The sequence below is a fragment of the Amycolatopsis stemonae genome (assembly GCF_054781455.1).
Genome location: NZ_BAAGUJ010000008.1, coordinates 157945 through 171103, shown reverse-complemented (window position 1 = coordinate 171103; position 13159 = coordinate 157945). Strand labels below are relative to the sequence as shown.

The 13159-nt window shown below is 69.6% G+C and carries 16 protein-coding genes; 9 read left to right on the top strand and 7 right to left on the bottom strand.

Annotated elements, in window-relative coordinates; all coding sequences use genetic code 11:
- Positions 1-41: 41 nt before the first annotated feature.
- Positions 42-650 (top strand): TetR/AcrR family transcriptional regulator, encoded by a 609-nt coding sequence (locus tag ACYVLJ_RS28290; RefSeq protein WP_460440949.1) that lies wholly within the window; start codon positions 42-44, stop codon positions 648-650.
- On the opposite strand, the gene ACYVLJ_RS28285 is transcribed toward ACYVLJ_RS28290, so the two are convergent.
- The 3 genes from ACYVLJ_RS28285 to ACYVLJ_RS28275 are packed head-to-tail and all read right to left on the bottom strand — an operon-like array spanning position 632 to position 2635.
- Positions 632-1549, bottom strand: coding sequence for a pentapeptide repeat-containing protein (locus ACYVLJ_RS28285; protein WP_460440948.1), 918 nt, complete (start codon positions 1547-1549; stop codon positions 632-634). The genes ACYVLJ_RS28290 and ACYVLJ_RS28285 overlap by 19 nt on opposite strands.
- A gap of 34 nt (positions 1550-1583) precedes the next feature.
- Positions 1584-2207: a uracil phosphoribosyltransferase gene (gene upp, locus ACYVLJ_RS28280; RefSeq protein ID WP_361101620.1), complete on the bottom strand. Its 624-nt coding sequence runs from the start codon at positions 2205-2207 to the stop codon at positions 1584-1586.
- Between the two features lie 5 nt (positions 2208-2212).
- On the bottom strand, positions 2213-2635 hold the full coding sequence (locus ACYVLJ_RS28275; protein ID WP_451977685.1) for a protein-tyrosine phosphatase family protein: 423 nt from the start codon (positions 2633-2635) through the stop codon (positions 2213-2215).
- A gap of 85 nt (positions 2636-2720) precedes the next feature.
- Here ACYVLJ_RS28275 and ACYVLJ_RS28270 point away from each other — a divergent pair, with 85 nt between their 5' ends.
- Entirely contained in the window at positions 2721-3335 is a 615-nt protein-coding gene (locus ACYVLJ_RS28270) for a DUF1707 SHOCT-like domain-containing protein (RefSeq protein WP_451978168.1), read from the top strand.
- On the opposite strand, the gene ACYVLJ_RS28265 is transcribed toward ACYVLJ_RS28270, so the two are convergent.
- Entirely contained in the window at positions 3332-3967 is a 636-nt protein-coding gene (locus ACYVLJ_RS28265) for a Uma2 family endonuclease (RefSeq protein ID WP_460440947.1), read from the bottom strand. The genes ACYVLJ_RS28270 and ACYVLJ_RS28265 overlap by 4 nt on opposite strands.
- 108 nt (positions 3968-4075) lie before the next feature.
- On the opposite strand from ACYVLJ_RS28265, the gene deoC reads away from it, so the two are divergent.
- Genes deoC through ACYVLJ_RS28245 form a run of 4 tightly spaced genes read left to right on the top strand, consistent with a single transcriptional unit; the run spans position 4076 to position 7604 of the window.
- Positions 4076-5050, top strand: coding sequence for a deoxyribose-phosphate aldolase (gene deoC, locus ACYVLJ_RS28260; RefSeq protein ID WP_451977691.1), 975 nt, complete (start codon positions 4076-4078; stop codon positions 5048-5050).
- A complete protein-coding gene (locus ACYVLJ_RS28255) occupies positions 5050-6483 on the top strand; it encodes an aldehyde dehydrogenase family protein (RefSeq protein ID WP_460440946.1) in 1434 nt (477 codons plus the stop codon). The genes deoC and ACYVLJ_RS28255 overlap by 1 nt, the downstream gene beginning before the upstream one ends.
- On the top strand, positions 6476-7342 hold the full coding sequence (locus ACYVLJ_RS28250; RefSeq protein WP_460440945.1) for an aldehyde dehydrogenase family protein: 867 nt from the start codon (positions 6476-6478) through the stop codon (positions 7340-7342). Before ACYVLJ_RS28255 ends, ACYVLJ_RS28250 begins: the two co-directional genes overlap by 8 nt.
- Before the next feature lie 31 nt (positions 7343-7373).
- Positions 7374-7604, top strand: a complete 231-nt coding sequence (locus ACYVLJ_RS28245; protein WP_460440944.1) for a hypothetical protein — start codon at positions 7374-7376, stop codon at positions 7602-7604.
- On the opposite strand, the gene ACYVLJ_RS28240 is transcribed toward ACYVLJ_RS28245, so the two are convergent.
- Together ACYVLJ_RS28240 and ACYVLJ_RS28235 are read right to left on the bottom strand one after the other, a co-directional pair.
- Positions 7601-8470: a GH12 family glycosyl hydrolase domain-containing protein gene (locus ACYVLJ_RS28240; RefSeq protein ID WP_451977701.1), complete on the bottom strand. Its 870-nt coding sequence runs from the start codon at positions 8468-8470 to the stop codon at positions 7601-7603. The genes ACYVLJ_RS28245 and ACYVLJ_RS28240 overlap by 4 nt on opposite strands.
- A 63-nt stretch (positions 8471-8533) precedes the next feature.
- Positions 8534-9184, bottom strand: a complete 651-nt coding sequence (locus ACYVLJ_RS28235) for a TetR/AcrR family transcriptional regulator (RefSeq protein ID WP_460440943.1) — start codon at positions 9182-9184, stop codon at positions 8534-8536.
- A gap of 179 nt (positions 9185-9363) precedes the next feature.
- Here ACYVLJ_RS28235 and ACYVLJ_RS28230 point away from each other — a divergent pair, with 179 nt between their 5' ends.
- The 3 genes from ACYVLJ_RS28230 to ACYVLJ_RS28220 are packed head-to-tail and all read left to right on the top strand — an operon-like array spanning position 9364 to position 12023.
- On the top strand, positions 9364-10584 hold the full coding sequence (locus tag ACYVLJ_RS28230) for a cytochrome P450 (RefSeq protein ID WP_451977707.1): 1221 nt from the start codon (positions 9364-9366) through the stop codon (positions 10582-10584).
- A gap of 10 nt (positions 10585-10594) precedes the next feature.
- Complete coding sequence (locus tag ACYVLJ_RS28225; RefSeq protein ID WP_460440942.1) at positions 10595-11794, top strand: cytochrome P450; 1200 nt, start codon at positions 10595-10597, stop codon at positions 11792-11794.
- 34 nt (positions 11795-11828) lie between these two features.
- The gene (locus tag ACYVLJ_RS28220) at positions 11829-12023 is read left to right on the top strand and encodes a ferredoxin (RefSeq protein WP_460440941.1); all 195 of its coding nucleotides are present in this window, start codon (positions 11829-11831) and stop codon (positions 12021-12023) included.
- Positions 12024-12084: 61 nt separating this feature from the next.
- Here ACYVLJ_RS28220 and ACYVLJ_RS28215 read toward each other — a convergent pair whose 3' ends face one another.
- Complete coding sequence (locus tag ACYVLJ_RS28215; protein ID WP_460440940.1) at positions 12085-13158, bottom strand: ABC transporter ATP-binding protein; 1074 nt, start codon at positions 13156-13158, stop codon at positions 12085-12087.
- Position 13159 lies beyond the last annotated feature (1 nt).

Sequence of the window (13159 nt, the reverse complement as noted above, 5' to 3'; positions counted from 1 at the left end):
CGGCCTGGCGATTCATAACAGTGTTGCGCTACGCTGCGTGGATGGCTCGACCACGCACGCACGACGAAGCGCTGCGGCTGAAACTGCTCGACCGCGCCGGTGAGCTCATCGCTGCCGACGGGCCGAAGGCGCTTTCCCTGCGCAAGCTTGCCGCCGACGCCGGCACGTCGACCACCGCCGTGTACTCCCTCTTCGGCGGCAAACCCGAACTGGTGAACGCGCTCTACACGGAAGGGTTCCGGCGCTTCGGCGCCCGCATGGCGGGCACGCCCCTGACCGGCGACCCGGTCGAAGACCTCGTCGCGCTCGGCAGCGCCTACCGCGCCAGCGCGCTGGCCGACCCGAACCTCTACGGGATCATGTTCACGAAGTCCCTGCCGGGGTTCGAGCCCAACGAAGACGCCGAGAAGCTGGCCCGCAAAACGCTGGAGCCCCTGGAGGCGATCATCCGCCGCGCGATCGCCGACGGCGTCTTCCTCGACGTCCCCCCGGAGACCGTCGCGGTCGGCTGCTGGGCCTTCGTGCACGGGCTCGTCTCCCTGGAACTGACCGGCAACCTGCCGGAGGGCTTCGACGTCACGAGCTCGTACGAAACGGCGTTGCGGGCGAACGCCTCCGGCTGGCTGCGGCCTCAGGAACCGCTGTCCTGACCGAACTCCGCCCCCGCCAGTTCGAGGCCGGCGTGCTCGCCGTCTTCGAACTCGGCTTCACCGTCGAAGACGGCGTTCGCGAACTCGAACCGGCCGCCTGACCGGGTCCGGGTGAAGACGGCGTCGCCGCCGAAGTGCGCCCGGGTGAAGAACGCACCTTCGGCGAAGACCGTGCGGTCGAAGTTCGCGAGCGCGGTGAACTCCGTGCCGTAGAAGCCGGTCCGGCGCGCGAAGGTCGTGCCGCGGATGTGGACCGCGCCGACGAACTTCGCCCGGCTGAAGTCCGCGGCCTCCACGCTGCAGCCGCTCAGCCGGAAGTCGACGAGGGTGGCCCGCTGCAGGTCGAGCGACATACCGGGCCAGTAGCCGGCCGCGTCGTGGGTCAGGTGCGCCTTGAGCAGGTCCTGCGCGGCCAGCCGGACCAGCGTTTCGCCCGCGTCGGGGTCCTCGGCCAGCCGGCGGGCGGTCGTGCCCCTGAGCCCCGCGGGCGGGCCGTCAAAGGGCATCCGGAGGTAGGCGCACAGCACGTTCACGATCGTCTGGCGCTGCTTCGGGTTGTCCTGCCCGAGCCGCTCCAGCGCGTACAGCCCGCCGAGGCGCACCGGCGGCTTGTCACTGCCGAGCTGCTCGACGGCCTTGGTGTACAGCTCGGTGACGCGCCGCTCCTCCAGGTCCCGCTCGGTCACCCCCGCGACGCGGGTCGTCTCGGCGAGCTGCAACTCGAGCGTGCGCTGGCGGCGCGTCGCCAGCCACAGCGCGAACACCCCGCCCGCGCCGGCGCCCACGCCGAACGCCGTCTTGACCGCGTCGATGCGCACCGGCGCGTCCGGTTGCCCGGACCAGGCCAGGAAGAGCCAGAGCAACCCGGCCGTCACGACCGCGACCCCGGCGGCCGTCACGGCGATCCACCGCCACTTCAGGACCGGCAACGGCTCAGACGGCGCCGTACTGGCGATCACCCGCGTCGCCCAGGCCCGGCACGATGAAGCCCGAGTCGTTGAGGCGCTCGTCGATGCTGGCCGTGACCACCCGGACCGGCAGGCCGGTCTTCTCCAGGTGCGCCAGGCCTTCCGGCGCGGCCAGCGCGCAGATGGCCGTGACGTCGTCGGCGCCGCGGTCGGTCAGCAGCCGGATCGTGTACTCCATCGAGCCGCCGGTGGCGAGCATCGGGTCGAGCACCAGGACCGGCCGGTCGGCGAGCGACTCCGGCAGCGACTCGAGGTACGGCGTCGGCTTGAGCGTCTCCTCGTCGCGCGCGAGGCCGACGAAGCCCATCTGCGCGTCCGGGATCAGCTTGTGCGCCTGGTCGGCCATGCCGAGGCCGGCCCGCAGGACCGGGACCAGCAGCGGCGGCTTGGCCAGCGTGTAGCCCTCGGTGCGGGCGACCGGCGTGTGGATCCGCTCGGTCTTCACCGGCACGTCGCGCGTGGCTTCGTAGACCAGCATGACGGTCAGCTCGTGCAGCGCGGCCCGGAACGCGGCGCTGTCCGTGCGCGCGTCGCGCATCGTGGAGAGCCGGGCCTTCGCGAGGGGGTGGTCGACGACGTGCACATCCATGCGGGTCAATCTAGTCGTTTCGCGAAGCTCTTCACCCAGCCGCGCTGCCAGGGCGTTTCGACGGCGCGTTCGTGGTAGTGCTCTCGTGTCCAGGCGACGGCTTGGTGTGCGGGGACGCCGGACAGGATCGCCAGGCAGGCCATGACCGTGCCGGTGCGCCCCGCGCCGCCGTAACAGGCGACTTCGACGGATTCGGTCTTGGCACGCGCGTGGAGGGCTTTGATCTTTTCGCGGGCTTCTTCGGGGTTGACGGGCAGCAGGAAGTCCGGCCAGGTGATCCACTCGTGCGGCCACGTGATGCCGCCACCGTGCTTGCGCCGCAGCCGGCTCGTACCCAGGTAGAGCCCGAAATCCGGCTCGGGTCCCTCCGGGCGTGGCTTGCCCAGCCCCCGGCCTCGTACGCGGGTGCCGTCCGGAAACTCGACCATGGGCTCAGTGTCCTCCGGAAGATGGACACACAGGGTGGTTTTCGCCGCTAGGCTGCCCCGGGTGAGCGAACTGACGCCCGACCAGATGCGGGCTTCCGACGCGGACCGTGAACGCGTCGCGCAGGTGCTGCACAACGCCCTCTCGGAAGGGCGGATCACGGTGAACGAGCTGGAAGAGCGGCTCTCGACGGTCTACGCGGCGAAGACGCTCGGCGAACTCAAACCGGTGACGGCGGACCTCCCCACGTCGCCGGCGGCCATCGAGCCGGCGACCACGCGGGCGCTGGCCTTCCCGGACCAGCGCATCGGCGGCCACCCGGGCAGCCCGGTGTCGATCGGCGTGCTGTCGGGCGCGGTCCGCAAGGGCAGCTGGGTCCTCCCCCCGCAACACAACAGCTTCGCGTTCTGGGGCGGCACGGAGATCGACCTGCGCCAAGCCCGTTTCGCGGACCGCCAGTGCACGATCACGGCCGTGGCCATCATGGGCGGCATCCAGATCACGGTCCCGGACGACATCAACGTGGACGTCACGGGAATCGGCTTCATGGGCGGGTTCGTGCTGGAGGACAAGTCGGGGGCACCACCCGCACCGCCGACCGCACCGACGGTGAAGATCAACGGGCTCGGGTTCTGGGGCGGGGTCGTCGTCTACCGGAAGCCGGCCAAGCGGTCGGAACCACCGCAGATCGAAGGCGCTTAGAGCAGCCCGGCGAGGTCGACGTTCACCGTGAAGGGGTCGGTCACGGTGAACGGCCCGTCGTGCACGGCCGCGGGCGCGTAGGTCTTGGTCGTGGGGTCGAGCTGGTAGCGGAAGACACGGAGCTTCCCGGGGTCGTCGGTGTTCTCGACGCGCCAGAAGTGCTGGATCCCACCGGCGGCGTACTCGCCGGGCTTGTCGATCTGGTCCGCGGTGACCGAGCCGGGTGACATGACCTCGACCACGAGACTGCAATGTTCCGGCCTGAGCACCGCTTCGCCCGGCAAGCTCGAGCTGTACACCACGACATCCGGACGCCGGTTGAGCAGCGGCACGTCACGCAGCCGCAGGTCGACGTCGGTGGCGACCTCGAGGTCAGGGCCGGATGCCGCCTCGAGGACGTTCGCCAACCGTCTGGCGAAGATCTGGTGCGGGCGGCGAGGTGCCGGGTTCACGACGATGGCTCCATCAACGATCTCGATGCGACGGCAGATTTCTTCTGGCAACGCATCGTAATCGGCGACACTCAAGCCCGTGACCGGAAGCTCCATCCAGTCAGGCAGAGCAGTCATCTCGGCTCCCAACCCGCGCCAACCACTTTTCTCGCCTAAATAGAACCACAGTTGTTGCGACATTCCTTGGTCCCCGGCCACCAACGTGACACGACCTGCCGATAACGTCACACCGAGTGACCCACCTCCGGACCCCGCACACTGTCGGACCCGCCGCCTAGACTCAGCGGCATGACAGCCACGACCAGCACGTCAGCGGCGCCGGCCACCCCGGCACCGCTGGCGGACGCGACTCGCGACGAAGCGAGCCTGCGCCGGTTCCTGCTCGGGCTGCCCGGTGTCGACCAGGTCGGCGTCGAGCAGCGCGCGGCGGGCCTCGGCACGCGCAGCATCAAGAAGGACGCCAAGCGGTGGGCCATCGACACCGCCATCTCCATGGTCGACCTGACCACGCTGGAGGGCGCCGACACCCACGGCAAGGTCCGGGCGCTCGCCGCGAAGGCGGTCCGCCCCGATCCCGAGCGCCAGGACACCCCGCGCGTCGCCGCCGTCTGCGTGTACCCGGACATGGTCGCCACGGCCGTCGAAGCGCTCAAGGGCAGCGGGGTGCACGTCGCGAGCGTCGCCACCGGCTTCCCCGCCGGGCGCACCAGCCGCGAGATCAAGCTGGCCGACACCAAGATCGCCGTCGACGCGGGCGCGCACGAAGTCGACATGGTGATCGACCGCGGCGCCTTCCTCGAAGGCCGGTACATGGACGTCTTCGAGGAGATCCAGGCGATCAAGGCCGCGTGCGGCGACGCCCACCTGAAGGTCATCCTCGAGACCGGCGAGCTGGCGACCTACGACAACGTGCGCCGGGCGTCGTGGCTGGCACTGCTGGCCGGCGGCGACTTCATCAAGACGTCCACCGGCAAGGTCTCCCCCGCCGCGACGCTGCCGGTCACGCACATCATGCTGCAGGCCGTCCGCGACTGGTTCGTGACGACCGGCGAGCTGCGCGGCGTCAAGCCCGCGGGCGGCATCCGGACGACGAAGGACGCGATCAAGTACCTCGTCGCGGTGCACGAGGTCGCCGGCGAGCAGTGGCTGGTCCCGGACCTGTTCCGCTTCGGCGCGTCCAGCCTGCTCAACGACCTGCTGCTGCAGCGCCGCACCCAGGTGGACGGCCACTACAGCGGCCCCGACTACGTGACGGTGGACTGATGCCCGTTTTCGAGTACGCACCGGCGCCCGAGTCGCGCGCCATCGCGAACCTGAAGGACCACTACAAGCCGTTCGTCAACGGCCAGTTCGTCGACGGCTCGGGTGAGCCGCTCAAGACCATCAACCCGGCCACCGAAGAGGTCCTCGCCGAGGTCGGCACCGCGTCGAAGTCCGATGTGGACACCGCGGTGAAGGCCGCGCGCAAGGCGTACGACTCGGTGTGGTCCAAGATGCCGGGCACCGAGCGCGCCAAGTACCTCTTCCGCATCGCGCGGCTGATCCAGGAGCGCTCACGCGAACTGGCGGTGCTGGAGAGCCTCGACAACGGCAAGCCGATCAAGGAGTCGCGCGACTCCGACGTCCCGACGGCGGCGGCGCACTTCTTCTACCACGCCGGCTGGGCGGACAAGCTGGAATACGCGGGCTACGGGCCCAACCCGAAGCCCCTGGGCGTCGCGGGCCAGATCATCCCGTGGAACTTCCCGCTGCTGATGCTGGCCTGGAAGATCGCCCCGGCGCTGGCCACCGGTAACACCGTGGTCCTCAAGCCCGCGGAGACGACCCCGTTGACCGCGCTGGTGTTCGCGGAGATCTGCCAGCAGGCGGAGCTGCCGCCGGGCGTCGTCAACATCCTGCCGGGCGCGGGCGACATCGGCGCGTCCATTGTGGAGCACGCCGGCATCGACAAGATCGCGTTCACCGGCTCGACCGAGGTCGGCAAGGCGATCCAGCGCCAGGTCGCGGGCACGCCGAAGAGGCTGACCCTCGAGCTGGGCGGCAAGGCGGCGAACGTCGTCTTCGAGGACGCGCCGCTCGACCAGGCCGTCGAAGGCATCGTCAACGGCATCTTCTTCAACCAGGGCCACGTCTGCTGCGCGGGCTCGCGGCTGCTGGTCCAGGAGTCGATCGCCGAAGAGGTGCTGGAGAAGCTGCGCTACCGGGTGTCCACGCTGCGCATCGGCGACCCGCTGGACAAGAACACGGACATCGGCGCGATCAACTCGGCCGAGCAGCTGGCGAAGATCCGCGGGCTCGTCGAGTCCGGCGACGCCGAGGGCGCGCAGCGCTGGACCAGTCCCTGCCCGGTGCCGGACCGCGGGTTCTTCTTCGCCCCGACGGTGTTCGCGAACGTCCACCAGTCGATGCGCATCGCGCGTGAAGAGATCTTCGGCCCGGTGCTGTCGGTGCTGACGTTCCGCACGCCGGACGAGGCCGTCGCGAAGGCGAACAACACGCCGTACGGGCTGTCGGCCGGTATTTGGACCGAAAAGGGCTCCCGGATCCTGTGGATGGCGAACCAGCTGCGCGCCGGCGTGGTCTGGGCCAACACCTTCAACCGCTTCGACCCCGCCGCGCCGTTCGGCGGCTACCAGGAATCCGGCTTCGGGCGCGAAGGCGGCCGCACCGGCTTGGAGGCCTACCTCGATGTCTGACCGGATTTCCGTCGCCAAGACGTACAAGCTGTACATCGGCGGCAAGTTCCCGCGATCGGAGTCGGGCCGGGTCTACCCGGTGACGGACCCGAAGGGCAAGTTCCTGGCGAACGCGGCGCACGCGTCCCGCAAGGACGTCCGCGACGCGGTGGTGGCGGCCCGCAAGGCGTTCCCGGGCTGGTCGGCGGCGACGGCCTACAACCGCGGCCAGGTGCTCTACCGGGTGGCCGAGGTGCTGGAAGGCCGCCGTGACCAGTTCATCGCCGAGGTGTCGGCGTCCGAGGGCCTGACCGCGAAGAAGGCCGAGTCCATCGTGGACGCGGCGATCGACCGCTGGGTCTGGTACGCGGGCTGGACGGACAAGATCGCGACGGTCCTCGGCGCGGCGAACCCGGTGGCGGGCCCGTACTTCTCGTTCACGGTCCCGGAGCCGACGGGCGTGGTGGGCGTCTTGGCGCCGCAGCAGTCGTCCCTGCTGGGCCTGGTCGAGGTCCTGGCCCCGGTCCTGGCGACCGGCTCGACGGCGGTGGTGGTCTCGAGCGCGGAACGTCCGTTGCCGGCGATCACCCTGTCGGAGGTCCTGGCAACGTCGGACGTCCCGGGCGGAGTGGCGAACATCCTGACGGGCCACGCAGCCGAGCTGGGCCCATGGCTGGCATCGCACGGCGACGTCAATGCCCTGGACCCGACGGGGGCGACCCCGGAGGACCGCCCAGGGTTGGCACGCGAAGCGGCGAACACGGTGAAGCGAGTGCTGACGGTCCCGGCATCCGAGCCGGACTGGACAGCAGCCCCCGACCTGACCCGGCTGCGGAGGTATCTGGAGGCCAAGACGGTCTGGCACCCCCTGGGCGTCTGAGTTCCCGACGACGGAGGCCACCGCCCAGGCGGTGGCCGCCGTCGCTTCGTTGCTGTGCACCCTCTTCTTCGGCGCCACCTTCACGGCGAACATCACCTGGAACGACGCCCCGCATCCGGCGAACGTGCACCCGGTGACCCCGGCGATCGCTCTCTACCTGATGCTTCCGCTCGTCGCCGTCGGGCTGACAGTGACAAACCTCGTGGTCGGCTGGCCGCTGTTCCGCCCGTCGCAGCGGACGATCCTGCGGTACGCCCGCTAGCTCATCGTCACCGAGAAGTCCGTCAACGTGAACCGGGCCTTGCCGCCGCCCGTTGAGCAGAACTCGATGCCGTAGCCGATCTGGTTGACCGTCGGGTTCGCCGGGATGAGGCCCTTGCCGATCGCCCACGCGATCATCGCCTTCAGGTCCACGCTTCCCGAGTACTGCGTCGCGCGGGATACGAACGCCAGGTAGCCGCCGTCGTTCGCCCAGACGTCGTACGTCTCTCCGGCCGCCGTGTACGTCGTCAGCTTGTCGCCCGACGGGACCTGCTTCAGGTTCTCCGTCCACACCATCAGCTCGCTGACACCCGGGCCGTCGCCGACGCCGTTCAGCCACAGGTCGTACGCCACGTCGTAGATGCCGACACCCGGACCGCGGCCGGCGAACGTCGATTTGATCACCGAATAGTCGTTGAACGGTTTTCCGTTGAGGTCGTTAATGTCCTTGTGGACGTTCGGGTAGGTTTTCACCGACGTCGAATCGGGCTGGCTGGAATCCACGTACCAGTTGTCGTACGCGCACGCCCGCAGCGTTTCCGGGCCCGCCTCGTCGGAGTTCCACATGTTGTTGTGGACGTAGTAGCCGCCGTCCGACCAGCCGCCGTCGGGGTCGCTCGTCGAGAACTCCGGGCTGCGGCAGCCGCGCACCGGCGTCGTCGACGGTGCGGCCGGAGCCGGTACTGCCGCACGGGAAGAAGGCGTGGTAGAGGCCGGCGAAGACGGCGGTGACGACGAAGACGGCGAGGTGGTCGCCGGCACCGGGACCGAGGCCGGCGCGGCCACGCCGCCCACCGGGCCGTCGCCGCAGCCGGCGAGCACGAGAAAGGGAATCGCCCACAACGCGGCCAGCATTCTTCGTCGCATTTTCCCGCCCGCAGCCTGATGTCCGGCAGAACGAGGCGGGACCTTAACACGCGAATCTGAGAATCAGGTGTGGTCGTCCGCGGGATCCAGATCGTGCGACGTGATCGGCCGCCCGGGCAGTTCCGAGCCCGGCCGCGCCGAAAGCCCGTCGATCATGATTCCGACGCACCGGCGAGCCGCCATCTCCGCCACTTCCGGCGACTTCGCGCGCATCTGCCGCAGGAGCGTCGCGAACAGGATCGCGATGTCGCCCGCGCCGACGTCCGGGCGCAGCATGCCCTCGGCCTTGGCGCCGTCGACGAACTCGTCGAGGACCGCCAGGATCTCGTCGCGCAGCCGCCGGACCTCGGGGTCGCTCTTCAGGATGACCAGCGCCCGCTGCGACACCATCGCCAGCTGGACGCTCAGCTGCAGCTCCACCGACTGGCGCAGCAGCCGCTCCAGCGCACGCCACGCGGACGTCTCCTCGGCGGCGATCACCCTGGCGTCGACGAGCACGCGCTCGAAGTTGTCCATCGCGACCGCGCGGACCAGCGCGTCACGGTCGGGGAACCGGCGGTACAGCGTGCCGACACCGACGCCGGCGGCGCGGGCGATCTCCTCCATCGGCACTTCGGGCCCGGAGAGGGCGAAGATGCTCTTCGCGGCGGCCAGGATCTGATCGCGGTTGCGCCGCGCGTCCGCCCGCAGGGTGGTCTCGGGGTCTGCCGTCATGCCGTTCGCCTCTCGCTGAATCGCGCGGGGTGATTCTCGCATGGTCAGGGGGCCACGCACTCGAACTCCAGTGGGTCACCCGTTAGCTAGTGGACGACTTCCTTCCACTTCGGTACCTTGGGGACTAGAACCGGAATGTAATCCTCCGCATACGTTACGTCCGATTTAGGGGGCCCGAAATGACCGAAGTCGCCGAACCCACCACGAAGGGCGACGTCTTCCCGCTCGCCCGCACGTGCCCGTTCGCCCCGCCGCCGTCATACGAGAAGCTGCGCGCGGCAGGTCCGGTCCAGCGCGTCGGCCTGCCCGACGGCTCCGAGGCGTGGGCCATCACCCGGCTGGAAGAGGTCCGCGAGATGCTGACCGACCCGCGGTTCAGCTCGAACCGGTTCAACCCGGGCTTCCCCATCCTGACCCGCGAGGGCCGCCCGCAGCGCCGCCGCTTCACCGCGTCGCTGATCAACATGGACCCGCCGGAGCACGGCGCCGCCCGCCGCGAGGTCGTCGGCGAGTTCACCGTCAAGCGGATGAAGGCGCTGCAGCCGCGGATCCAGCAGATCGTCGACGAGCACATCGACGCGATCCTCGCCGGCCCGAAGCCCGCTGACCTCGTCTCGGCGCTGAGCCTGCCGGTGCCGTCGCTGGTCATCTGCGAGCAGCTCGGCGTCCCGTACGCCGACCACGACTTCTTTCAGTCGCGCAGCTCCACCCTGCTGAACCGGGAGGTGACGCAGCAAGCGCGCATGCAGGCGGTCGAAGAGATGCAGGGTTACCTCGACCAGCTGGTCAGCGCCAAGGAAGCCGACCCGACCGACGACCTCCTCGGCCGCCAGGTCCTCAAGCAGCGCGAGGAGCACGGCGACGTCGACCACGACTCGCTGGTCTCGCTGGCGTTCCTCCTGCTCCTCGCCGGGCACGAGACGACGGCGAACATGATCTCGCTCGGCACCGTCGCGCTGCTGGAGAACCCCGACCAGCTCGAGCTCATCAAGAACGACCCCGGCAAGACGCTCGACGCCGTCGAGGAGCTGCTGCGGTACTTCACGATCGCGGAGTTCGCGACGTCGCGCGTCGCCACCGAAGACGTCGAGATCGGCGGGCAGCTGATCCGTGCGGGCGAGGGTGTCCTGGGCCTGAGCTACTCCGGCAACCGCGACGAAAGCGCGTTCGAGGACGCCGACAAGCTCGACCTCGAACGCGGCGCCCGCCACCACGTCGCGTTCGGGTTCGGCCCGCACCAGTGCCTCGGGCAGAACCTGGCCCGGATGGAGCTGCAGATCGTCTTCGACACGCTGTTCCGCCGCATTCCGGAGCTGAAGCTGGCCGCGCCGGTCGACCAGCTGCCGTTCAAGCACGACTCGCAGATCTTCGGCCTCTACTGCCTGCCCGTGACCTGGTGAGGGGGACGCCATGACCACCGTCGAAAAGCACGAGTTCCCGATGACCCGCACGTGCCCGTTCGCACCGCCGCCGGCGTACGAGGAGATCCGCGAGGGCGGCTCCGTCGAGCGGGTCCGGCTGCCCGACGGCGGCCACGCCTGGGTCGTCACCCGGCTCGAGGACGTCCGGACCGTGCTGAACGACCGGCGGTTCAGCGCCGACCGGCAGCACCCGGACTTCCCGCAGCTGGTCAAGGGCGGGTTCCGCCGCCAGGGCGACGAACGCACGATGATCACCATGGACGCGCCCGAGCACGGCCCGGCGCGCAAGGCCGTGCTCGGCGAGTTCACCGTGCGCCGGATGGAGGCGCTGCGGCCGCGGATCCAGGAGATCGTCGACGGGCAGATCGACGCGCTGCTGGCCGGGCCGAAGCCCGGCGACCTGGTGGAGAAGCTGTCGCTGCCGATCCCTTCGCTCGTGATCTGCGAGATGCTGGGCGTGCCCTACGCCGACCACGACTTCTTCCAGACCCACACGGCGAAGCTCATCAAGCGCGCGACACCGCCCGAGGAACGGCGGGCGGCGTTCGACACCATCCGCGGCTACATGGCGGACCTCATCGCGGAGAAGGAGCAGAACCCGCCGGACGACCTGCTCGGCAGGCAGATCGTCAAGCTCCGCGAGGACGGCACGTACCGCCGGGAGTCGCTGGCGGCGACCGGGTTCCTGCTGCTGGTGGCCGGGCACGAGACGACGGCGAACATGATCTCGCTGTCCACCGTGGCGTTCCTGCGCAACCCGGAACAGCTCGCGGTGATCAAGGCCGACCCGGGCAAGACGCTCGACGCCGTCGAGGAGATGCTGCGCTACTGGACGATCGTCGACGCGGCCACCGCGCGCCTGTGCGTCGAGGACATCGAGGTCGGCGGGCAGCTGATCCGCGCCGGCGAAGGCGTCCTGGCGCTCGGCTACGCGGCCAACCGCGACCCGCGGGCGTTCTCCGACCCGGACGAGCTCGACATCGAGCGGGGCGCGCGCCACCACGTGGCGTTCGGTTTCGGGCCGCACCAGTGCCTGGGCCAGAACCTCGCCCGGATGGAGCTGCAGATCGTGTTCGACACGCTGTTCCGGCGCGTTCCTTCGCTCGGACTGGCCGCGCCGGTGGACGACCTGCCGTTCAAGGACGACGCGAACATCTACGGCCTGTACCGGCTGCCGGTGACCTGGTAGAGATCGAAGGGCCATCCCACCACAGGAGAGAACCATGAAGATCATCGCGGACACCGGCAAGTGCGTCGGCGCCGGTCAGTGCGTGCTCACCGAGCCCGACCTGTTCGACCAGAGCGAGGACGACGGCACGGTCATCGTCCTGAACGAAACGCCCGAGGGCGCGCTGGTCGAAAAGGCCCGCGAAGCGGTGCACGTCTGCCCCAGCCAGGCCCTCTCCCTGCAGGAGTAGCGACGGAAACGGCCACCTCGCGGGCAAGGGGTTTCCCGCGAGGTGGCCGTGGTCTGTTCTTTCAGGAGAGGCGGAGGGTCGTCTCCGGGTTGAAGGCGTGGGTTTCGCCTTCGCCGCGCAGGCCGACCCGGACGTTGTCGCCCATCCGCGGCGGCGTGCGGCCGTCGACGCGGACGACGAACCGGTCGTCGCCCACCTTGCCGTGCAGGTAGGCGTCCGCGCCCAGCTCCTCGACCAGCTCCACCACCAGCTCGAAGCCGCCTTCGGAGACCAGCTCCAGCGACTCCGGGCGCACCCCGAACACCACCTCACGCAGGTCACCTGCCGCGGAGAGCACCGACCGCGGCAGCGGCAGCACGACGTCACCCAGCTTGACGCCGCCTTCGGTCAGCGGCAGTGTCGCCAGGTTCATCGCCGGTGAGCCGATGAACCCCGCCACGAACGAGTTCTTCGGGTTCTCGTACAACTCGCGCGGCGACGCGCACTGCTGCAGCACGCCGTCCTTCAGGACCGCCACCCGGTCACCCATCGTCATCGCCTCGACCTGGTCGTGCGTGACGTAGATGGTCGTCGTCCCGAGCCGCTGTTGCAGCTGGGCGATGTTCGCGCGCGTCTCCACCCGCAGCTTCGCGTCCAGGTTGGACAGTGGTTCGTCCATCAGGAACACGCTCGGCTCGCGCACGATCGCCCGGCCCATCGCGACGCGCTGCCGCTGCCCGCCCGACAGCGCCTTCGGCTTGCGCTCCAGGAACTTCGACAGGTCCAGCAGCTTCGCCGCTTCGGCCACCTTGGCGTCGATGTCCGCTTTGGACAGTCCACGCAGCTTCAGCGCGAAGCCCATGTTCTCGGCCACCGTCATGTGCGGGTACAGCGCGTAGGACTGGAACACCATCGCGATGTCCCGGTCCTTCGGCGGCAGGTTCGTGACGTCCCGGTCGCCGATGTGGATGGCGCCCTCGTCGACGTCCTCGAGCCCGGCGAGCATCCGCAGGGCCGTCGACTTGCCCGAGCCCGAAGGCCCGACCAGCACCAGGAACTCGCCGTCCGGCACGGCGAGGTCGAGCTTGTCGACCGCGCGCACTTCCTGGGCGCCCGGGTAGATCCGCGACGCCTGTTCGTAGCTCACTCCGGCCATG

Coding starts and splice junctions, on each gene's coding strand:
- ACYVLJ_RS28290 (WP_460440949.1), top strand. CDS start 42: ATGGCTCGACCACGCACGCACGACGAAGCGCTGCGGCTGAAACTGCTC.
- upp (WP_361101620.1), bottom strand. CDS start 2,207: ATGGATGTGCACGTCGTCGACCACCCCCTCGCGAAGGCCCGGCTCTCC.
- ACYVLJ_RS28275 (WP_451977685.1), bottom strand. CDS start 2,635: ATGGTCGAGTTTCCGGACGGCACCCGCGTACGAGGCCGGGGGCTGGGC.
- ACYVLJ_RS28270 (WP_451978168.1), top strand. CDS start 2,721: ATGCGGGCTTCCGACGCGGACCGTGAACGCGTCGCGCAGGTGCTGCAC.
- ACYVLJ_RS28265 (WP_460440947.1), bottom strand. CDS start 3,967: ATGTCGCAACAACTGTGGTTCTATTTAGGCGAGAAAAGTGGTTGGCGC.
- deoC (WP_451977691.1), top strand. CDS start 4,076: ATGACAGCCACGACCAGCACGTCAGCGGCGCCGGCCACCCCGGCACCG.
- ACYVLJ_RS28255 (WP_460440946.1), top strand. CDS start 5,050: ATGCCCGTTTTCGAGTACGCACCGGCGCCCGAGTCGCGCGCCATCGCG.
- ACYVLJ_RS28250 (WP_460440945.1), top strand. CDS start 6,476: ATGTCTGACCGGATTTCCGTCGCCAAGACGTACAAGCTGTACATCGGC.
- ACYVLJ_RS28240 (WP_451977701.1), bottom strand. CDS start 8,470: ATGCGACGAAGAATGCTGGCCGCGTTGTGGGCGATTCCCTTTCTCGTG.
- ACYVLJ_RS28235 (WP_460440943.1), bottom strand. CDS start 9,184: ATGACGGCAGACCCCGAGACCACCCTGCGGGCGGACGCGCGGCGCAAC.
- ACYVLJ_RS28230 (WP_451977707.1), top strand. CDS start 9,364: ATGACCGAAGTCGCCGAACCCACCACGAAGGGCGACGTCTTCCCGCTC.
- ACYVLJ_RS28225 (WP_460440942.1), top strand. CDS start 10,595: ATGACCACCGTCGAAAAGCACGAGTTCCCGATGACCCGCACGTGCCCG.
- ACYVLJ_RS28220 (WP_460440941.1), top strand. CDS start 11,829: ATGAAGATCATCGCGGACACCGGCAAGTGCGTCGGCGCCGGTCAGTGC.
- ACYVLJ_RS28215 (WP_460440940.1), bottom strand. CDS start 13,158: ATGGCCGGAGTGAGCTACGAACAGGCGTCGCGGATCTACCCGGGCGCC.